This window comes from Sulfurimonas sp. NW7 (assembly GCF_051132265.1).
GTDB lineage: Bacteria > Campylobacterota > Campylobacteria > Campylobacterales > Sulfurimonadaceae > Sulfurimonas > Sulfurimonas hydrogeniphila.
The window spans coordinates 1,693,014-1,714,263 of sequence record NZ_CP093235.1 but is presented as its reverse complement, the minus strand read 5'-3'; the positions used below and the strand labels follow the sequence as shown (position 1 = coordinate 1,714,263).

22 protein-coding genes are annotated in these 21,250 nt (G+C 37.8%); 20 read left to right on the top strand and 2 right to left on the bottom strand.

The genetic code is table 11. The annotated features are described in order from the left end of the window. The first annotated feature begins 232 nt into the window (after positions 1-232). Entirely contained in the window at positions 233-1,255 is a 1,023-nt protein-coding gene (gene ilvC, locus MLC35_RS08970; RefSeq protein WP_151899787.1) for a ketol-acid reductoisomerase, read from the top strand. Positions 1,256-1,457: 202 nt separating this feature from the next. Here ilvC and MLC35_RS08965 read toward each other — a convergent pair whose 3' ends face one another. Beyond that, positions 1,458-1,619 carry a hypothetical protein gene (locus tag MLC35_RS08965; protein ID WP_434636647.1) on the bottom strand — a complete coding sequence of 54 codons (162 nt, stop codon included), beginning with the start codon at positions 1,617-1,619 and terminating at the stop codon, positions 1,458-1,460. Between the two features lie 137 nt (positions 1,620-1,756). On the opposite strand from MLC35_RS08965, the gene bioD reads away from it, so the two are divergent. The 19 genes from bioD (at position 1,757) to MLC35_RS08870 (ending at position 20,500) form a co-directional block, all read left to right on the top strand. Further along, the gene (bioD, locus tag MLC35_RS08960; protein WP_151899789.1) at positions 1,757-2,404 is read left to right on the top strand and encodes a dethiobiotin synthase; all 648 of its coding nucleotides are present in this window, start codon (positions 1,757-1,759) and stop codon (positions 2,402-2,404) included. Between the two features lie 21 nt (positions 2,405-2,425). Beyond that, positions 2,426-3,295 carry an aspartate carbamoyltransferase catalytic subunit gene (locus MLC35_RS08955; RefSeq protein WP_151899790.1) on the top strand — a complete coding sequence of 290 codons (870 nt, stop codon included), beginning with the start codon at positions 2,426-2,428 and terminating at the stop codon, positions 3,293-3,295. After that, positions 3,292-4,230, top strand: coding sequence for an aminodeoxychorismate synthase component I (locus MLC35_RS08950; protein ID WP_418640579.1), 939 nt, complete (start codon positions 3,292-3,294; stop codon positions 4,228-4,230). Before MLC35_RS08955 ends, MLC35_RS08950 begins: the two co-directional genes overlap by 4 nt. Then, complete coding sequence (locus MLC35_RS08945; protein ID WP_434636644.1) at positions 4,227-5,543, top strand: sensor histidine kinase; 1,317 nt, start codon at positions 4,227-4,229, stop codon at positions 5,541-5,543. Before MLC35_RS08950 ends, MLC35_RS08945 begins: the two co-directional genes overlap by 4 nt. Before the next feature lie 57 nt (positions 5,544-5,600). Beyond that, positions 5,601-6,584, top strand: coding sequence for a transaldolase (locus MLC35_RS08940; protein WP_434636642.1), 984 nt, complete (start codon positions 5,601-5,603; stop codon positions 6,582-6,584). Next, the gene (locus tag MLC35_RS08935; protein WP_434636640.1) at positions 6,581-7,771 is read left to right on the top strand and encodes a type IV pilus twitching motility protein PilT; all 1,191 of its coding nucleotides are present in this window, start codon (positions 6,581-6,583) and stop codon (positions 7,769-7,771) included. Before MLC35_RS08940 ends, MLC35_RS08935 begins: the two co-directional genes overlap by 4 nt. Positions 7,772-7,827: 56 nt before the next feature. After that, entirely contained in the window at positions 7,828-8,364 is a 537-nt protein-coding gene (locus MLC35_RS08930; RefSeq protein WP_151899794.1) for a 50S ribosomal protein L25/general stress protein Ctc, read from the top strand. Positions 8,365-8,371: 7 nt separating this feature from the next. Further along, complete coding sequence (pth, locus tag MLC35_RS08925; RefSeq protein ID WP_434636638.1) at positions 8,372-8,926, top strand: aminoacyl-tRNA hydrolase; 555 nt, start codon at positions 8,372-8,374, stop codon at positions 8,924-8,926. Further along, positions 8,920-9,996, top strand: coding sequence for an LptF/LptG family permease (locus MLC35_RS08920; protein WP_434636636.1), 1,077 nt, complete (start codon positions 8,920-8,922; stop codon positions 9,994-9,996). Before pth ends, MLC35_RS08920 begins: the two co-directional genes overlap by 7 nt. A gap of 53 nt (positions 9,997-10,049) precedes the next feature. After that, positions 10,050-11,261, top strand: coding sequence for a diaminopimelate decarboxylase (lysA, locus tag MLC35_RS08915; RefSeq protein ID WP_434636634.1), 1,212 nt, complete (start codon positions 10,050-10,052; stop codon positions 11,259-11,261). A gap of 1 nt (position 11,262) precedes the next feature. Then, entirely contained in the window at positions 11,263-12,051 is a 789-nt protein-coding gene (locus MLC35_RS08910; RefSeq protein ID WP_434636632.1) for an HAD-IIA family hydrolase, read from the top strand. Then, a complete protein-coding gene (gene pheA / locus MLC35_RS08905; RefSeq protein ID WP_151899798.1) occupies positions 12,051-13,133 on the top strand; it encodes a prephenate dehydratase in 1,083 nt (360 codons plus the stop codon). Before MLC35_RS08910 ends, pheA begins: the two co-directional genes overlap by 1 nt. Continuing rightward, a complete protein-coding gene (hisC, locus tag MLC35_RS08900) occupies positions 13,130-14,224 on the top strand; it encodes a histidinol-phosphate transaminase (RefSeq protein WP_151899799.1) in 1,095 nt (364 codons plus the stop codon). Before pheA ends, hisC begins: the two co-directional genes overlap by 4 nt. Before the next feature lie 19 nt (positions 14,225-14,243). Continuing rightward, entirely contained in the window at positions 14,244-15,953 is a 1,710-nt protein-coding gene (gene fliF, locus MLC35_RS08895; protein ID WP_434636630.1) for a flagellar basal-body MS-ring/collar protein FliF, read from the top strand. 2 nt (positions 15,954-15,955) lie between these two features. Continuing rightward, entirely contained in the window at positions 15,956-16,984 is a 1,029-nt protein-coding gene (gene fliG / locus MLC35_RS08890; protein ID WP_151899801.1) for a flagellar motor switch protein FliG, read from the top strand. 3 nt (positions 16,985-16,987) lie between these two features. After that, a complete protein-coding gene (gene fliH, locus MLC35_RS08885) occupies positions 16,988-17,767 on the top strand; it encodes a flagellar assembly protein FliH (RefSeq protein ID WP_151899802.1) in 780 nt (259 codons plus the stop codon). A gap of 1 nt (position 17,768) precedes the next feature. Further along, positions 17,769-19,592 (top strand): 1-deoxy-D-xylulose-5-phosphate synthase, encoded by a 1,824-nt coding sequence (dxs, locus tag MLC35_RS08880; protein ID WP_434638311.1) that lies wholly within the window; start codon positions 17,769-17,771, stop codon positions 19,590-19,592. 72 nt (positions 19,593-19,664) lie between these two features. Then, positions 19,665-20,096 (top strand): DUF4395 domain-containing protein, encoded by a 432-nt coding sequence (locus MLC35_RS08875; RefSeq protein ID WP_346389888.1) that lies wholly within the window; start codon positions 19,665-19,667, stop codon positions 20,094-20,096. Then, entirely contained in the window at positions 20,096-20,500 is a 405-nt protein-coding gene (locus MLC35_RS08870) for an RrF2 family transcriptional regulator (protein WP_151899804.1), read from the top strand. The genes MLC35_RS08875 and MLC35_RS08870 overlap by 1 nt, the downstream gene beginning before the upstream one ends. On the opposite strand, the gene pgeF is transcribed toward MLC35_RS08870, so the two are convergent. Further along, positions 20,497-21,219, bottom strand: coding sequence for a peptidoglycan editing factor PgeF (pgeF, locus tag MLC35_RS08865; RefSeq protein WP_434636627.1), 723 nt, complete (start codon positions 21,217-21,219; stop codon positions 20,497-20,499). The two genes, MLC35_RS08870 and pgeF, sit on opposite strands and share 4 nt — an antisense overlap. Positions 21,220-21,250 lie beyond the last annotated feature (31 nt).

Below are 21,250 nucleotides of genomic sequence, written 5' to 3'. Positions count from 1 at the left end.
CGTCCTTTGGATAACACATAAAGAGGCAATCTGCAAAGCATCTATTTTTCAACTCTACTAGTAGAGCCTTCAGAATAGCTACTTCACATCTTACCTCTTGATGAGTTACTGGTATGCTTAAGTTTGCTTTGGGATGGCAATATAAGTTTAGTATAATAAAAGTTTTACTATTAATAGAGTATAATGCGACAAATTTTTCAAGGGATATACCCATGAAGCTCAAGGAAATGTAATGGCATTAAATGTTTACTATGATAAAGATTGTGATATTAATATAATCAGAAGCAAAAAAGTTGCAATGATAGGATTTGGTTCTCAGGGGCACGCACACGCTGAAAACCTTAGAGACAGCGGTGTAGATGTTGTTGTCGGTCTTCGTAAAGGCGGCGCAAGCTGGGCAAAAGCCGAGGCAAAAGGATTTGAGGTCTTAACAGTTGCTGAAGCTACTGCAAAAGCAGATGTTGTTATGATTCTTCTTCCTGATGAAGATCAGGCAAGAATTTACAAAGAAGAGATTGAACCAAATTTAAAAGCGGGCGATACGATCGCTTTTGGTCATGGTTTTAACATTCACTACAAGAGTATTATTCCTGCTGCAGATATTAATGTTACTATGATTGCACCAAAGGCTCCGGGACATACCGTACGTTCTGAATTTGTACGCGGCGGTGGTATTCCGGATCTTATTGCTATTGAAAATGATCCTTCAGGAACTACAAAAGAGTTGGCACTCTCTTACGCTTCTGCAATCGGTGGCGGGCGTACTGCGATTATTGAAACAACTTTCAAAGATGAAACAGAAACTGACCTTTTTGGAGAGCAGGCTGTGCTTTGCGGCGGTGTTACTTCTTTGGTTCAAGCCGGTTTTGAAACATTGACAGAAGCCGGATATGCTCCTGAAATGGCTTACTTTGAGTGTCTTCACGAACTCAAGCTTATCGTTGACCTGATGTTTGAGGGCGGAATCGCTGATATGAGATACTCTATCTCAAACACTGCTGAGTATGGTGACTATGTTTCTGGCAAACGTGTTATCAACAAAGAATCAAAAGAGGCAATGAAAGAGATTCTCAAAGAGATTCAAGACGGCAGATTTGCAAAAGACTTTATACTTGAAGGTCAGGCAGGGTATCCTCGTATGAATGCAGAAAGAGCAAATGCCCGTGCTTCATTGATTGAACAAACCGGTGTAAAGTTACGTGAAATGATGCCTTGGATTTCAGCAAATAAAATTGTCAACCAAGATACAAACTAATTTTATTCTCAGCACTTGCCATTTGGCAGTGTGCTGATGATCATCTGCATATATTTTCATCATTTTTCCAAATATTTATAAACTTCTCTTTAAAAAGATACCCCTGTATATAGTCAACACCCATCTCTTGTGCTATTTTTAAATCATTGCTGTTTTCAATACCTTCACTATAATAGAACCGATATATTCTTTTATCTTCATACTATACAAGAGACTTTGCGAGTGTATAAATTTTATTTTTTGAAAGATATGGATATCTCATAGAAAGTATTTTAACAATAGGACAAATGAGTTTAACACTTTTGTCATAAGCAGATTGCTGCAGCAGGGCCTGTATTTTTGATTTTAGTATTGTGTCTGACATAAGAAGCCTTTTAATGATAATTAGTATCAATTTTTGAAATTGTAGCATGCTCTTTCTTAAGTATATATTAATATCGATAGTGGTTATCAATATATAGTTTGGTTTTCTATGATATAATTTGAAAAAAGGAAATAGATTTGGCAAAACGTATTTTTGTAACAGCTACCAATACCGATATAGGCAAAACATATACTACAAAACTTCTACTGGAGTCATTTGCTTCGCGAGGTTTGCGTGTAGGTGTGATGAAACCGATAGAAACAGGTGTTGTTGATGGTTTTTATCCTGATGGAAGTGAACTTTTGACATTGGTGCAAAAATTAAATCCGGAGTTTTTGGGTTTACATGTAGAAGATATAGTTCCTGTATCATATGAGCTTCCTGCCGCTCCTTTTGTCGCATCAGGCGGTAAGGCGCTTGATAAGAGCAGATTACATGTAACTGTGCAAAAGCTTGAGAAACTGTGTGATGTATTGATAATCGAAGGGGCGGGCGGATTATATGTGCCTGTGGATGAAAAGTATATGATTATTGACCTGATAGCAGAGTTTGAAGCACCCGCACTCCTGGTAACACACTGCTCTTTGGGCTGCATTAATGATACTCTGTTGAGTAAAAAAGCTTTGGAAGATAAAAATATTGCGCATGTAGTTGGATTTAACTGCCGGGATCAAGAGGCTGGTTTTGATAAAATCAGTCGGCCTTATTTTGACAAAAGCGGATTTGGTGTGTTGAAAATTCAAGAGGATATTGACACTATAAGCCAACTCCTGTATAATTTGTAAATTATATAATTTAGGATAAAAATGCAGCATTTAATACGCACTGATGATTTTACAAAAGAAGAGATACAAAAGTTGTTGGCAGATGCAAAAAAATTCAGTGATGGCCGTTTTGAAAGAATTTTAGAAGACAAGATTATTATTACACTTTTTTTTGAAAATTCGACACGAACAAAAAGTTCGTTTGAAATAGCCGCAAAAAGACTCGGTGCTGAAATAGTGCATCTTGATGTTGCAAAAAGTTCTACAAAAAAAGGTGAAACACTTGTAGATACGGCAATGAATCTTGATGCTATGGGACCACATGCCATCATAGTCCGTCATGAAAATGCGGGTGTGCCCCAGATTCTTTCAAAGCATACCAAGGCTAGCATTGTCAATGCCGGCGACGGTGCCCATGCCCATCCTTCTCAGGCGCTTTTGGATTTGTATACACTCAAGGAGCACTTTGGCTCACTTGAAGGAAAAAAAATCGCTATTGTCGGAGATATTAAAAACTCCCGTGTTGCAAACTCAAATATAGAACTTTTAACACGTTTTGGAATGGAGGTGATTTTGGTGGCACCACCGCATTTTCTGCCAAAAACCCGTCTAAGAACAACTCATTATTTGTCAGAGATTATTGACGAGGTAGATGCTATTATGAGTCTTCGTACACAGACAGAGCGACACTCTTCGCAAAGTTACGCTTCGTTAAAAGACTATGCAAGCGATTTTTGTATAACGGAGGAACTCATTGGAGACAGAGAGATTATACTCCTGCACCCGGGACCAGTTCATCGAAATATCGATATCAGTGATGCAATGCTCGAAGATAAGCGTTGCAAGGTCTTGGAGCAGGTGAGTAACGGGGTTAATATACGAATGGCTATACTCAAAAAACTGATTGCATGAGTTTTGAGAAAATAAATGTTTTGGCAAAACAGAAAAAGCCGTTTTTGTTTATAAGTGACTTTAAAGGGGAAAATGTTGAGGTAATTCTTCTTGAAGACCTGGAAAAAGAAGATATAGAGTTTTGTATTAACGAAAAATACAGTTTCAAAAAACATTTGCATACCCTTCAGACTGATCCCATAAAATTTTCAGAGTATAAAAAAAAATTTGATGCTGTTATTGAAAAGATTAAATCAGGTGAGACCTATATCCTCAATCTTACCCAACAGACACCTGTAAAAACAGACCTTACTTTAAAAGAGATGTTCAGGGTGGCAAATGCGCATTATAAACTGCGTTATAAAGATGAGTTTCTCTGCTTTTCTCCTGAAAAATTTATACAAATAGCCGACAATACGATTCATACCTTTCCTATGAAAGGCACTATTGATGCTGCCAAAGTCAATGCCGAGAAAAAAATATTAGCCGATGAAAAAGAGATGGCTGAGCATATTATGATAGTAGATTTGCTCAGAAATGATCTTTCCATGGTCGCTTCTGATGTTACAGTAGAGAGATTTCGTTATATACAGACAATAGAAGCCGGGGAGAAGAAACTTTTACAGATAAGCTCCCATATACGCGGTTCTTTACATGTAAACTGGCAGGAAGAACTCGGTACAATATTGCAAACACTTCTTCCGGCGGGGAGTATAAGCGGTGCACCCAAAAAAAGTACCGTCAATATTATTGAAGATATTGAAGGCTATGCCCGCGGATTTTTCAGTGGAGTATTTGGTGTGTTTGACGGGAACAGCCTGGACAGCGGTGTGATGATACGTTTTATACAAAAGAGTGCCAAGGGGTACTTTTATAAAAGCGGCGGTGGAATTACTTTGGACAGTGATGTACAAAGTGAGTATAAAGAACTGCAGGATAAGATATATTTACCATGAAAAACAAATTGTTAGAGAACTTTTTTACCAGTGGCTGGGATTTTAAAGAAGATGATAGTGAATTAAAAAATAAATTTCAAATGGTGAATATTGTTTTTTTACTCTCTTTTGCCGGATTGATTTTTGGGATCAGTGCAAATATTCTCAGAGCAACGCCGGCGCTTATTCCTGTAGAAACTGTTTTATTGTTAAGTGCTGTTGGACTCATGTTGGCTTTACGTATCAATAAAAAGTATTTTAAAGTCATATCTTTTTTGATGACTCTGCAGTACAGTATACTGTTTTTACTCCTGGTTTATATGAGCAAGCCTGAAGAATTAAAACATATATGGATTTTTACCTACCCTATTATTCTTCTCTACTTTGGAAGTGACAGGTATGTGTTTTTTTGGGTTGCGGCAATGGTGTTTTTCTTGCTCATCGCACCGATACAGCCTTTTGTACATGTATCGTATTCTCTGTTTCAGGTGACGTATATCTCTTTTGTGCTTATTCTTGTAAGTATCATTATCTATTTTTATCAAAAGCGTATGAATGAAGCGGCAAGTTTAATCATTGAACAGAAAAATATGCTCAAAAAGCAGCTGGATGAACTGACGAAAAAAGATAAAATATTGTCTGTACAGTCCAAACAAGCGGTTATGGGAGAGATGATAAGCATGATAGCCCACCAATGGCGTCAGCCTCTTTCAACTGTCACCCTCAATATATCAAATTTACAGATAAAACGCCTGTTGGGAAAAGAGATCAGAGAAAAAGAATATGAAACCGCTTTTGAAGAGATAAACAATACTATTGCCTACCTTTCGGCCACGATTGATGATTTTCAAACCTATTTTCATCCCAAAAAAGAGATAAATTCCATAGAGATAAACGAGTTGATACAAAAAGCGATTAATTTTACTAAACCGAGACTCAAAGAAACATATATAAAAATTTTATATATGCAAAAAAACAGTGCAGTTATCAATACATATACCAATGAACTTATTCAGGTACTGCTGAATATTTTAAATAACGCCGTTGATGAACTTATTGCAAGAGAGATTAAAGATCCGAAAATAATTATTCGTGTACAGAACCGGGGAGATGCCTTGCAGTTAGAAATTGAAGATAATGCGGGAGGGATAAAAAAAGAGCATATTGATTCTATTTTTGAACCTTATTTCAGTACAAAAGGCAAGAATGGGACAGGACTTGGCCTTTACATGTCACAAATGATAATGCAAAAACAGTTTCATACAACAATAGAGGTTGAGAGTGAAAAAAACAGTACTGTATTTCATTTTACAGTACCAAAGAAACTAGCTTAATTTTAGATTGATTGGGTTATAATAGATTTCAAAAATTACTAAACAGTAGGAATTAAAATGTATATAGAAGATTTGAAGTTTTCATTATGGGCTGATTTTATAGAAAGAGATTACCTGGACAAAGAATTTAAAGAACTTATAGACAAAAAAATAATCAATGGAGCCACTTCAAATCCGGCAATATTTAAGAATGCAATTTTAAGCTCTCCTGCATACAAAGAGCAACTTGCATCACTGGATGCGCTTTCTCCAAAAGAAAAATATGAAGCAGTGGCAATATATGACATACGAAAAGCAGCAGATATTTTAAAACCCTTGTATGAGAAAGGGGATGACGGATATGTCAGTATAGAAGTTGATCCTTTTTTGTGTGATGATGCACAGGCAACTGCTGCAGAGGGAAAAAGGCTTTTTAAGGCGATAAACAGAGAAAATGTTATGATAAAAGTTCCGGCCACAGAAGCTGGGTATGAAGCGATGCAGGCGTTGACATCTGTTGGAATCCCTGTGAACGCAACATTGATTTTTAAAAAATCCCAAGCCATATACTGTGCGCAGGCTTTTGAAAAAGGAAGTGAAATATATGGCAAAAGCGTGCCTACTGTTATCAGTATTTTTGTCAGCAGAATCGACCGGGCACTTGATATACTCTTAAAAGAAAACGGTATAGAAACAGGATTGACAGGCATATACAATACTTCTGTCATCTATGAAGAGATACAGAGTATGAATGTAGAGGGATGCAGGGCTCTTTTTGCCAGTACCGGAGTAAAAGACGACTCTCTGCCGCCCTATTATTACATCGAAAAACTGTTGGCGTATAACAGTGTCAATACAGCCCCTGTAGATACCATAAAAGCTTTCCATGCGCATAACGGTTCTAAAAAAGCAGCTTTGCCGATTGATAAAAAAATCATTAACAGACATTTCACACAGATAGAAGATACCGGTGTTAAAATGGATGAAGTACTGCAAAAGCAAATAGATGATGGTTTGGAAGCATTTAAAAAAGCATTCCAAGAGATATTGGAGGCATTATGAATACAGAGGTTGATGTCAGTAAGTTAACATTTGAGCAGTTAAAAAAAATACGTCTGCATCTGAAAAAAATGATTGAGGTGGGAGGCAGTGACTTACATGTAAAGGCCAATGCTGTAATTCGGGCAAGGATTAATGGAAATATTGTCCAGTTTTCCGGTGGTATTTTAACAAAAGAGGATGCTTTGATATTTGCAAAAGAACTTTTAAAAGGGCGTTTTGCCGAGTTTGTTGAAAAAAAAGAGCTCGATTTGGTATATCCTTATGATGAAAACAATCGTTTCCGTGTCAATATATTTTTTCAGATGGACGGAGTGTCGGCAGTATTTCGTGTGATTCCTATCAAAATTCCTTCATTTGAAGAACTCTATTTACCGGATATTGTCAAAAGTTTTACACAAAGAGAAAGAGGCTTGGTTCTTGTGACGGGTGTGACCGGAAGCGGTAAGTCTACAACACTTGCAGCACTTGTCAATGAGATTAATCTTACTAAGAAAAAGCACATAATTACCATTGAAGATCCGATCGAATTTGTGCACAAGGACAGAAACTGTATCATCAATCAGCGTTCTGTAGGACAGGATACCCTCTCTTTCGGAACAGCTCTGCGTGCAGCACTTCGTGAAGATCCTGATATTATTCTGGTAGGGGAAATGCGGGATCAGGAGACGATAAACCTTGCCCTGCACGCGGCAGACACCGGTCACCTTGTTTTTTCAACACTGCATACAGTGGATGCGAAAGAGACGATCAACCGTATAATTGCCCAGTTCCCGACAGATGAGCAAAATCGTGTGCGTCTTTCACTTGCAGGTGTTTTGCAGGGAGTAGTTTCTCAAAGGCTGATACCTACTGTAGACGGAAAGCGCCGCGCCGCTCTTGAAGTACTGGTACGGACTCCGACAATTGAAAAACTTATTTTGGAAAACAGAGATTACGAAATTCGTGATGCAATTGAAGCAGGAAAAGAGCATTACAAATCACAAAGTTTTGACCAGGCTATTCTGGATCTCTACAATGAAGGTGTTATTTCCAAAGAAGAAGCGCTTAACAATGCGACGAGTGCTTCTGATGTAGAACTGAAAATGAACGGACTTATAAGCGGGACAATGGCAGATATGGCTGAAGAAAATGAACTGTCAAAAGTTAAAATATCTTCTGACGATGATGATATTTTTGATTTAAAGTAAAGTTTAATCCATAAAACTGTATAATTGCGCCTATTTTAAAAGACAAAGGACTTCATATGTTAGAAGGTATAGTTAGAGAGAGTATTGGCAAAAAGGGCACAAAAGCGCTTCGCCGTGATGGTTATCTAATTGCGAATATTTACGGAAAAGGGCTTGAAAATATCAATGCTGCATTTAAAGAAAATGAGTATATCCGTACTGTTCGTAATAAAAACACATTGGCATTTCCGGTTTCAATTGATGGAAAAGAGATGCAGGTTGTTGTTCAGGCATATGAGTCTCATCCGGTAACAGGAAAACTTTTACATGTAGATTTAATGGTGGCACAGCCAGGTGTTGTAACACACTATATGGTTCCTGTTGAAGCGGTCGGTGATTCAATCGGTGTGAAAAACAAAGGACTTGTAAATATTTCAAAAAGACGTTTGAGAGTCAAAGCAAAGATTGAAGATTTACCAAAAGCAATTACAATTGATGTAACAGATATGGATATTGGTGACGCTAAGCTTATTCGTGACATCGAAGTAACTGAAAATGTACAATTTACAGATGCTGACCGTGTTGCCGTATTAAGTATTATTAAAGCTAAGTAGTAGCAATATGCTTATAGTTGGGCTGGGAAACCCTGGATCCGACTATGAGGCTACACGCCATAATATCGGTTTTATGGTTATAGATGAACTGATTCGTCGTCATAATGCCAGTAAGATTTCCTCCTCATCATTTCAAGGTGAACTCTATAAATTTCAAAATCATTTTTTATTAAAACCATTGACATATATGAATCTTTCCGGAGAATCTGTTGTAAAAGTAAAGCAGTTTTACAAAATCGAAGATGTCGTTGTAATACATGATGATTTGGATCTTCCTTTTGGTGCCTTACGTTTTAAAAAAGGCGGAGGACATGGCGGGCACAACGGTCTTAAATCAATAGATTCAAAAATATCCCGTGAATATGTCAGAGTAAGAATGGGCATAGCAAAACCAGCGCATAAGGGAGAAGTGGCCTCTTATGTATTAAGTCCTTTCAGTGCAACAGAACAAAAATGTCTGTCGGAATGGATAGATAAATGTTGTGATGCAGTGGAGTTTTTACTGGCACATTCATTGGAAGAGACACGGTGCAAATACTCCCAAAAGGCAATGGAATGTTAGCATTCAGATATATTTCATGGCACTATATAAAATATTTTTTGATTATACTGACAGCTTTGGTTCTGTTTGTTGTCGGTTTTGACTATATGGGCAGTGCCCAGGATTTATCCAAGTCATCGGCAAACCTTATTTTGATTTATCTGGTGTACAAATCATTTTCTGCCATAGATATTTTACTGCCAATCGCACTGGTATTTGGAATGATATCTACAAAAATATATCTTATCCGCTCCAATGCACTTGTTTCATTCTTTTCTTTGGGATATTCAAGAGTAGATGTTTTGCGTCCCTTTGTTCTTGTTTCTACCGCTGTTATTGTTCTGTTTATAGCGCTGCATGCCTGGTCGAATTTTGCCAGAGCAGAAGAGTTTTCCAGAAATATTAAAAAGAATTCGCAATATTTAAGTCCCACACGCGATCTTTTTTTTGCGTACAAGGGAAAGTATATATATTTTTCAAAACTGCTTCCTTTGCAGGAAACTGCGAAGAATATTCGTGTGTTTAGTGTTACAAATGAGTCTTTAAAAGAAGTGGTTGTTGCCAAGTCAGCCAGATACATAGATAACTACTGGTTTATCAGGCAGGCTGACATTATTACTAAGCCTGATGATTTGTCTCTTGCCTCACCCGGAATAAAAGTCACAAAAGCAAAAGATTTGAAAATTTTAGAAGGGTTTCGTCCTAAAATGCTTGACCAGGTATATGAGGGAAAAGTGAACTTTACAATTATAGATGCGGTTGATGCTATGCTTTTACTGAATAAACAAAACATTAATACGGATAATATCAAGTCAGCACTTTATAAAATATTTATCTATCCTTTTTTTGTTCCGTGTCTCATTGTTATAATATTTTTCTTTGTCCCAATGAGTGTACGATTTTTGAATGTTTCTCTTTTTACATTTGGTGCAATCCTGGCAACGTTGCTCACCTGGGGAATTCTCTTTTTTCTGATAAAGCTTGCAAACAATAAAGTGATACCGAGTGAAGTCGGGATAGTTCTTCCTGTTGTGATATTGGCTCTATTGGCCTTTTTTCAGTGGTATAGACACAGAACACTACTGTCTTAGGCACTTCTAAGCACATTTTAGATAGAATCATCTAAAAAATATTTGGAATTTTTATGATTGATTTTAAAGCATTGGCAGATGAGTATGGAACACCCTTGTACGTATATGATTTTGATTATATGTCCGCGCAGTATACAGAGTTAAAAGAAGCATTCAGGGGACGTAAGTCTATTATTGCTTATGCAGTAAAAGCAAATTCAAATTTAAGTGTTGTGCGTCATTTTGCAAAAATGGGCAGTGGTGCTGACTGTGTTTCTATCGGTGAAGTGCGTCGTGCTCTTTTGGCAGGAATTCCCGCTTATAAAATTATATTTTCTGGTGTCGGCAAAAGTGATGAGGAGATACGTGAAGCGATAGAAAAAGATATTTTATATATCAATGTTGAAAGCGAAGCGGAGCTTGAGCGGGTTGAGGCTATTGCAGAGAGACTGGACAAGCCTTCACGCATAAGTATCAGAGTGAATCCCAATATTGACCCGCAGACACATCCTTATATCTCTACCGGACTGCATGACAATAAATTTGGTGTGGATCTCTCAAGTGCTAAACGTATGTATATCAAGGCTAAAAATTCTCAATATTTGGACCCTGTCGGTATTCATTTTCATATAGGCTCACAACTGACACAATTGCAGCCGATAAGAGAAGCTGCCGAAATAGTTGCAGATTTGGTGCGTTCACTGCAGGCTATTGATATAGAGTTGAAGTTTTTTGATGTTGGTGGCGGACTTGGCGTCAAATATGATAATGAAGAGACGATAAAACCATATGATTATGCACAGGCAATTTTAGGAACACTTACGGCACTTGATTTGACGATTCTTTGTGAACCGGGCAGGTTTTTGACGGCAAATGCAGGATACTTTGTGACGAGAGTTCTCTATGAAAAACAAAATGGTGATAAAAAATTTGTTGTTGTTGACGGTGCAATGAATGATTTGCTGCGTCCGTCACTCTATAATGCATATCATAAGATAGAAGCAATTACAGACAATAATGGTCCGGTGAGAGAAGTAGACATAGTCGGTCCGGTGTGTGAAAGCGGTGACTTTTTTGCGAAAAACTATCCTCTGCCGGAGCTAAAGAGAAATGATTTGCTTGTGATTCACAGTGCCGGTGCCTATGGATTTGGAATGGGGAGCAATTACAATACACGTGGACGAAGTGCGGAAGTCGCTGTTGAAAACTCCAAAGCAAGACTTATCAGAAAAAGAGAGTGCTTTGAAGATCTTATCTGTCTAGAACAAGAATTTTTAGTAGATTAAAATGTATTTTATAGATGTGCAGGGAACGCTTATCAGTGATGAAGACAAATCTCCAATAGATGGAAGCAGGGAATTTATACAAATGCTCAATCGTGAGCATATTCCTTATATGATCATAACAAATAATACAAAAAAAGCATCACAGAATTTTTTGGCATATCTAAACAGACTGGGTTTTGAATTTGACGCGACAAAGTACCTTGATCCTTTAATGCTTCTGGAATCCCGTGTCGAAAAAGAGGCTGTGGCTGCATATGGTGCAGAAGAGTTTTTACAAACACTGCAAAGCATGGGATACAAACTTGACTACACAACCCCCAAAACCGTACTGATTGCCATAAAAGAGGATTTTTCTGCGGATGAATATGCACAAATGATAGATTTTTTACTTGATGGTGCGAAACTTGTCGGTATGCATGAGACATCTATTTATGCAAAAAACAACAGGCGCTACCCTGGAGTAGGTGCGATTTTGAAAATGCTTGAATTCGCGACAAGCTGTTCTTATGATGTTGTAGGCAAACCAAGTCAGGCATTTTACAATGAAGCACTTAAAAGAATTAAAAGACAAAATCCTGCCGCAGATTTTCAAAATATAACTATTATCAGTGATGATGTAAAAGGTGATTTGGGCGGAGCAAAAGAGCTTGGTATGAAAACACTCTTTGTAACAAGCGGAAAATATAAAAGTGCCGAGGAAATTGTCCCTTTTTTAAAAGAAGCAAATATCCCCGATTTTATATATAAAAATATGCAGGATATTTTAATCCGCCACAAGATGGAGCAATAATGAAAACTTTAGATGACTGTAGAGAAGCGATAGATGCGATCGACAATGAGATGCTTACACTGTTGAATAAGCGTATGAAAGTTGTCCAGAGAGTCGGAGAAATCAAAAAAGAGACCGGTGGCGCAATCTATAGACCAGAACGTGAAAAAGCAATTATTGACAGACTGGTTTCTTTGAATGAAAAAGAGGGCGGACTGTTAAATAACAAAGCGATAGAAGCAATATTTTTAGAAATTTTTGCTGTGGCAAGAAATTTGGAACTGCCGGAACGTATAGCCTATTTGGGGCCTGAAGGGAGTTTTACGCATCAGGCGGCTGAAAGCCGTTTTGGGGCTATGAGTGACTATCTTTCGTTAAATTCTATCGCTTCTGTATTTAAAACACTTGAATCCGGCCGTGCCAAATTTGCAGTTGTGCCTATTGAAAATTCCCGTGACGGAATTGTTGGAGAGACACTTGATCTGCTTGCAAAAAGTCCTATGAAAATTGTTGCAGAACTTTATATGCCGATTCACATGTCTTTTGCAACAAAGGCGGAAAAACTTGAGGATATTACAAAAATCTACTCAAAAGACAAAGGCTTTGGGCAGTGTCGGGAATTTTTAAATGAACATGGTTTGATCAATGTTGAACTGATCCCGGTAGAATCGACGGCAAAAGCAGCCATTTTGGCGGCACGTGAGCCAAATTCGGCTGCAATATGTTCTCATATTGCAGCAAAACTGTATGGACTTCCTACTCTGTTTGAAAACATTGAAGATGCCATAGACAATACAACGCGTTTCGTCATTTTAAGTGATTTTAAAAATTCTGTCAGCGAGAATGATAAAACTTCTATACTGGTACGATTAAAAGACGCTGTTGAAGCTGGTTCTCTGGTGCGTTTTTTACAGGATTTTGAAGAAGAGAAGATAAATCTTTCAAAAATTGAGTCTCGTCCCTCAAGAGACAAAGGTGGTTTTGGCTACTGGTTTTATATAGACTTTTATGGTCATATAGATGAGGAAAAGATTCAAAAAGTCATACAGAAACATAAAGACGAAGTCACTTGGCTTGGAAGTTACGTAAAGGGTGAAGAGTGAAATTTAATAAAAAACTACAAAATATCAAAACTTATGAGGCGGGCAAGCCTATAGAACTTGTCGTACGTGAATTCGGCATAGAACCAAAAGATATTGTAAAACTTGCTTCAAATGAAAATCCGTATGGATGCTCCCCCAAAGTACAAAGTGCCGTGGCAAAAATTCTACCGAATATGGCACTTTATCCTGATGACAGTATGCTTAAACTTAAAAATGCGTTAACAAAAAAATATGCAACAGAGCACAAAAATCTTATTATCGGCAGCGGAAGTGACCAGGTTATAGAATTTATTATGCATGCAAAAGCTGATGAAAATTCCAAAATACTGATGAACAGTGTGACTTTCGCAATGTATGAGATTTATGCGAAACATGTCGGGGCAGAGATTGTGAGAACTGCATCACAGGAGCATGATTTAGATGAATTTTATGGGCTTTATAAAGAGACAAATCCTGCGATAATTTTTTTGTGCACACCGAATAACCCGACAGGGGATGCAATAGATGCAGACAAATTGATGAAGTTTATAGAAAAAATCGACAATGATACTTTGGTTGTTGTAGACGGTGCCTATATGGAATATGCTGCATATAAAGACAAAAGTAAAAAAATCATGCCTCAAGAGTTGGTTGAAAAATTTGAAAATGTCATTTATCTGGGTACTTTTTCAAAAGCCTACGGACTTGGAGGCATGCGTGTCGGGTATGGTATTTCGTCAGAAAATATTATAAAAGAACTGTATAAACTGAGACCGCCTTTTAACATAACGACATTGTCGCTTGAAGCTGCCAGTGTTGCACTTGAAGATGAGGAATTTGTAAATAATTGTATCGCTTTAAATTTCCAGGAGATGAAACGCTATGAAGAGTTTGCAAATGAGCAAAAAATAGATATAATAGAGAGTTATACAAACTTTGTTACTTTATGCCTGAATAACACACAAAATTCGACAGAAATTTCTAATGCTTTATTGCGTAAAGGAATGATAGTACGGGATTTAAGTGGTTATGGGTTGAATGCAATTCGTGTAACTGTCGGAACAAAAGAGCAAAACAGCCGTTTTTTTGAACTTGCATCACTGTTATTATAAAATTTAAGATGGGAAGTTGATGGATTTTAAAGTACTTTTTTCGCAATTATCAGTTTTGTATGCAAAACTTACAAAACAGCAAAAAATGATTATAGCAGCTGCTGTAATAGGTATTGTTGCTTTTTTGATTTTTTTAGTTGTTTTTACTGCTAAAAAAACCTCACTTGACAGATATGAAGTACTTTTTGATTCTCTGACACCCTCTGAAGCTGCAAAAGTTGTAGAACAGCTTGACAAAGATAATATTCCTTATAAAATTGAAGCAAACAATGTTATCAAAGTGCCTCGTGATATTGTGTACAAAGAGAGGATTTCTATTGCCTCTTTGGGTATTCCAAAAAACAGAGGCGTGGGATTTGAACTTTTTGACAAACAGGAATTCGGTGCTACAAATTTTGATCAAAAAATCAAGCATCTGCGCGCATTGGAAGGTGAACTCTCCCGTACTATCAGTGCACTTTCACCTGTAGAAAAAGCAACAGTGAGCCTTGCTCTGCCGAAAGAGACTCTTTTTGTCTCCAAACAGGTTGATCCGACAGCCTCTGTAATGGTGCAGCTGGTTGAGGGAAGGATGCTTACTTCCAAGCAAATCAGGGGAATTAAAAATCTTGTCGCAGCAGCTGTGCCAAAACTAAAACCTTCTAATGTAATGTTGATTGACAGTGACGGCGTAACACTTGGTGATGACGATGAAATGGCGCAGATGAGTGAACTCTCTATTGCTCAGCAAAAATATAAAATAAAAGAAGAGAAAAAAAAGCAGGAAAAAATCATTGATGTTATCGCACCTTTTGTAGGCGGCAGTGACAAGGTTGTGGCACAGGTAACCATAGAATTTGATTTTTCACAAAAAAACTCTACTTCCGAAAAATATGATCCTGAAAATGTTGTGCGAAGCGAACAGGTTAATGAAGAAAAAAGAGAAGGAAGTGCCCCAAAAGAAGTCGGAGGCGTTCCTGGAACGGTAAGCAACATTGGTCCGGTACAGGGACTTGCCTCAAATAAAATTGTGGAGAAATATTCAAAAAACTCCGGCACAACGAATTATGAAGTCGGAAAAACCGTCAGCACTACAAAGAGTCAGTTTGCAAGAATCAAAAGGATAACGGCTGCAGTTGTCGTTGACGGAAAATACAAACCAAAACTGGACAAAGAGGGGAATCCAACTGATGAGATGGAGTATGTGCCTTTGGATGCTGCGGACATAAATGCCTTAACCTCTCTTGCCAGTCGTTCTATCGGTATTGATCCTAAAAGAGGCGATCAAATCAGTGTACAAAATTTGCAGTTTGAAAGAGCATCTGTAAGCGGAGGGGCTCAGGGAGTCAACAAAGCTATTGCATTCAGTGAAACATATTTGGCTCCATTTTCCGGTTTGCTGAAATATCTGTTTGTGTTTATCCTGTTGTTTGTTTTGTACAAAAAAGTCATTGCTCCGTTTGCGGATAAGATGCTTGAAGTGTCAAAAGAAGAAGAAGAACTTGTTGCGCCTTCACTGGAACTGGATGAAGAAGAGGGCGATGATTTGGTCGAAAAAGTACAAAAAATGCGTAAAAAAGTTGAAGAGCAACTTGGTATGGGAAGTAATTTTAATGAAGATGACCTCAAACATGAGGTTATCCTGGAAAAAGTAAAAACTATGGCGGAGGATAGACCTGAAGAGGTGGCTTCTTTGCTGGAGGCTCTTTTGAGTGAAGAGTCTGAAGTTCCATCTAAAGAGAGGAAGTAAGTATGGCTACTTTAACACAGCAGCAACAGGCCGCACTTGATGAAATGAGTATGGCAGAAAAAATTGCCATACTTCTGCTGCAGTTGGGTGAAGACGCAACAGCGGCAATATTTTCAAATATGGGTGTTGAGGCTATTACTGAAATATCAAAATATATTGCAGCAAACAGAACTATTGACAAGGCAATAGCAACTGCTGTTTTAGAAGAGTTTCATGCGATATTTCAGTCGGGTCAGTATATGACATCAGGCGGTATGGAGTATGCAAGAGAACTGCTCTACAGAACACTCGGTCCCGAAGAGGCAAAAAAGATTTTAGACAAACTCTCAAAAAGCATGCAAAATACACAAAACTTTGCCTATCTTTCAAAAATCAAACCACAACAGCTTTCAGACTTTATTATCAATGAACATCCACAGACAATTGCTTTGATTTTGGCACATATGGACCCTACTGAGGCTGCCGACACATTGCAGTATTTTCCGGATGATTTGCGAAGTGAAGTTGCGATGCGTATGGCAAAACTCGGAGACATTTCCCCTTCGGTTATCAAACGGGTTTCTGCTGTTCTTGAATCAAAACTTGAATCGCTTGCTTCTTATAAAGTAGAAGTTGGCGGAACACGTGCGGTTGCAGATATCTTTAACCGCCTTGGTGCAAAAAGCTCTAAAGCGACTTTGGCAAATATTGAGCAGGTCGATGAAGAGTTGGCAACACAGATTAAAGAGATGATGTTTACTTTTGAAGATATTGTGACTTTGGACAAGAATTCTATTGCAGAGATTTTAAAGGCTGTAGACAAAGCAGAATTGATGCTGGCACTCAAATCTGCTCCGGAAGAGTTAAAAGAGAAGTTTTTCTCTGCAATGAGTGAGCGGGCTCGAGAAGCCTTTGAAGAAGAGATGCAGTTCCTGGGAGCAGTCAAAATGAAAGATGTTGAGGCGGCTCAGAGAAAAATTGTGGAAGTGGTCAATCAGTTGGCTGAAGCGGGAACTATCCAAATGGGCTCCAGCGAAGAGATGATAGAGTAAAAAATGGCAACTATAATATCTGAAAATGAAATTAACGAGCATAATGTGCAAAAATACAGTTTTAAAGTTATTGCAATGGGCTCAAAAGAAGAGCAAAAAAAAGAAAACAAGGTATTTACACAAGAAGACAATCCAAAGGCAAGAGCTTCGGATGTTGATTCGAGTGCTCTGAGTACGAGTTCAAAAGATTCGCTTATAGAGTCTTTAATGAAAAAAACAGATGAAATGTCATCAAACTTTATAAAATTGCAAATGAGACTCGAAGCCAAAGAAGAAGAGTTTCAAGAAGAACTGAAAAAAGCCAGGGAAGAGGCTTTTGCTGAAGGCTTGAAGGCCGGAGAGGCAAAAGCAAGAGAAGAGATCGACAAAACACTGCGTAGTAAACTCGAGCTTTTGACAAACTCCATACAAAAACTTGAAGAGAGTGCGAGTGAATTTGAAAAAGCTTTAGAAGGGATAAAGAACGAATTGCTGCATGCGGCCATAGACATTGCAAAAGAGGTTGTACAGATTGAAGTCAGTGAAAATTCCTCACAGATTGCTAAAAAACTCAGTGATGAGTTGATACAGGAATTACAAAATGCTTCTAAAATAACACTGAAGGTCAATCCAAAAGATCACAGCGCTATCGCAGAACATTTTACCAAACTTGAGCATGTAAAAGTTTTGCCTGAAAGTGCAGTAAGTGAAGGCGGTGTTATAGTTTTGAGTGATGCAGGCAATATTGATGCACAAATATCAAAAAGATTTGAGAGAGTAAAAAAGGCAGCTTTAAGTGAGTAGAATGAATATAAAAGAGAAAAGTATTAAAGAGCTTGAAGCTCTCAGTGAAGATATAAGAAAACGAATTTTGGAAGTTGTGAGTAAGAATGGCGGACATTTGAGTTCTACTCTCGGGGCTACAGAGATAATTGTGGCAATGCATAAAGTATTTGATTCTCAAAAGGATCCTTTTATCTTTGATGTATCACACCAGGCGTATGCCCACAAACTGCTTACAGGAAGATGGGAAGAATTTGATACACTCAGACAGTTTAACGGAATATGCGGTTATACAAAACCAAGCGAAAGCAGCGATGACTATTTTGTGGCAGGACACAGTTCCACTTCAATATCTTTGGGAGTCGGGGCTGCAAAAGCCATAGCGCTTAAAGGTCAGCAAAATGAACGTATTCCCGTGGTGCTTATCGGTGACGGTTCTATGACGGCAGGTATGGTGTATGAGGCGTTAAATGAGTTGGGTGAGAGAAAGTACCCGATGATTATTATTTTAAATGATAATGAGATGAGCATAGCAAAACCTATTGGTGCAATCAGCAGAATGCTCAGCTCTGCCATGGCATCTCCTTTTTACCAAAGATTTAAAAAAAATACGGAGAGTTTTGTCGACAACTTTGGTGACGGTGCCAGATATATTGCAAAGCGCATGGAAGAATCTTTGAAGCTCATTACTCCGGGCATACTCTTTGAAGAGATGGGGATTAACTATATAGGTCCAATAGACGGGCACAATATTGCACAACTTGTAGAGATACTCAAAACGGCAAGAAAATTAAACGAACCGGTTATAATTCATGCACAGACTCTTAAAGGGAAAGGGTATGAAATTGCAGAAGGCAAAGAAGAAAAATGGCATGGTGTCGGTCCGTTTGATCTCTCCAGCGGAAGTTCTGCCAAAAAAGCCGCAACAAAAAGCGCTACACAGATATATACCGAGTCTCTTCTTTCTTTGTGTGAAAAAAATGAGAAGATCGTCGGTGTTACAGCAGCAATGCCAAGCGGTACAGGGCTAAGTGAGCTTATAAAAAAATATCCGACACGTTTTTGGGATGTGGCTATTGCAGAACAGCATGCCGTGACTTCTATGGCAGCACTGGCAAAAGAGGGATTTAAACCTTTTTGCAGTATTTATTCTACATTTTTGCAGCGTGCCTATGATCAGGTAATTCACGATACCTGCTTGATGGATCTGCCTGTTGTATTTGCACTTGACCGTGCCGGAATTGTTGGAGAAGACGGAGAAACCCACCAGGGTGTATTTGATGTCAGTTATTTGCGGACTATTCCAAATATGACACTGTTTGCACCTAGAGATGAGAAGAGTTTTCATCAGGCAATGGGTTTTGCCGCAAAATATGAGCATCCGTGTTCTTTGCGTTATCCAAGGGGTTCTTTTACAGAAACTGATTTGCCTGAGTCTGCACCTTTTGAACTTGGAAAATCCCAGCTTTTACAGACGGCAAAGAGCAATATTCTTTTTATCGGTTACGGAAATGGTGTCGGACGGGCATATCAAACAGCACAATGCATGAAAGAAGATGTAAGTATTCTCGATTTACGTTTTGTAAAACCGCTTGATGAAGAGATGCTCAAAGATTTGTCAAACAGGTATAACAAATGGTTTGTTTTTTCAGATACGGCAAAGTATGGCGGTGTCGGCTCTGCAATTTTAGAGTTTTTGGCAAAGGAGAATATTTTAAATATATCCGTTGTATCTTTTGAATACGAGGATGCATTTATCACACACGGTAATACCAGAGTTGTAGAAGAGTCTTTAGAACTCTTGCCTGAACAACTGGCAAAAAAAGTCATAAACCATAAACCTTAGTAATCTACTATGTTTACTTGACTTTAAACGACTTCTTTATTATTATTCCAACAATCAATACAAGGAGTCGGCATGAGTCAAAAGTCCTGTCCTATATCATTTATCAAAGTTGATGCTAATATTGTCAGAATTAATGCATCTTATATTTTACTGCTTTTCAGTCTTTATCTTAGTACATCATCCAGGGGTATTGTGCTTTTTTTAATTGCAGATTTTATGATAAGACTTTTTATTGACAAAAACTACAGCCCTTTGTACTTCCTGTCTGCAAGAACTAAAGAGCTGTTACATGTAAAGAGTAAATTTGAAGATGCTGCAGCTAAAAGACTGGCTACATATTTTGGGTTGATATTTTTAGTATTTATAGTATTATTTGATTTATTGCATGCACAAATGCTGTTTTATATTATGAGTGGTGTTTTTCTTGTATGTCTGTTTTTGGAAGTTGCTTTTAACTACTGTCTGGGATGCAAAATGTATTATTTATATAAAAGATTTATGTAATGGTAGGCGTGTCTACAAAAAGCCTGTATGGTGTTGCAGCAATGCATGCGTTGTACAATTCTCCCAGAAACAAGCTGATGCAGATAAAAGAGATAGCTGCGATGACGCAAATTTCGCACGGTTACCTTGAACAAATTCTTTCAAGCTTGAAAAAGCACGGCTTTGTTGTAAGTATAAGAGGTGTAAACGGAGGGTATAAACTGGCCACAGATGCTTCTAATATTATCGTTCTAGATATTGTAGAAGCCTTGGAAGGAGAACTTTTTGTAGTAGGGCAAAATGTTGGAGCAAGTGTAGTGCTGGACTCTTTTTGGAAAGATATTCAGGAAAAAGTCCGTGCTGTTTTTCATGTAAAACTCTCTGAACTTGACAAAGCATATGCAACATATTTTTATGAAATTTAAAGCATAATAATCCCTGCAAATCTTCCGGTGGGGCTGTTCTTTCTGTAAGAATAAAATCTGTCAGAATGACAACAGTTGCAAATATCTGATATCTCAATATTCTTGGCTAAAACACCTGCTGCACAGAACTGTTTCTGGAGTATTGCTCTGATATCCAGGTAGAATTTCTTTCCTTTTTTATCAACAGCATAACTGACTTCTTTCTCTTTTGCCTCTTTGTAAATCTGTTCATTTATTTTATAACATTTCTGACATATTGCAGGTCCGACGGTGATTAGAAGATCCTTCATATCAGATGCGAAACTCCTGACAAAACTGTTAAGAACATTTTGAACAATATTTTCAAAGGCTCCTGCTCTGCCGGCATGTGCTGCAGCAATGACATTTTGTTTGGGATCATAAAAAAGGACCGGAGAACAGTCGGCTGCCATTACCAGCAGAGGGGTGTTTTTTTTATTTGTAATCACTGCGTCACAGGTAGGAGGATTGAAAAAGTTGTCGTTTTTATCAACTGTTTTTACAATATTTGAGTGAATCTGTTTCATGTGTACAAGTGCTTTATAGTCATAATGGAGTTTTTTTGCCAAAGTTTTATGATTTTGCAGTACATTTTTTGGATTATCCTGAACATGAAAGGCTAAATTCCCGCTTTCCTTACATGTAAAGGCATGTGTGAGTTTTGAGTAGTTGTTTAATAATTTACTTTGATAAAATTTCATATAATGATTATAACATAAGCCATGATAAATA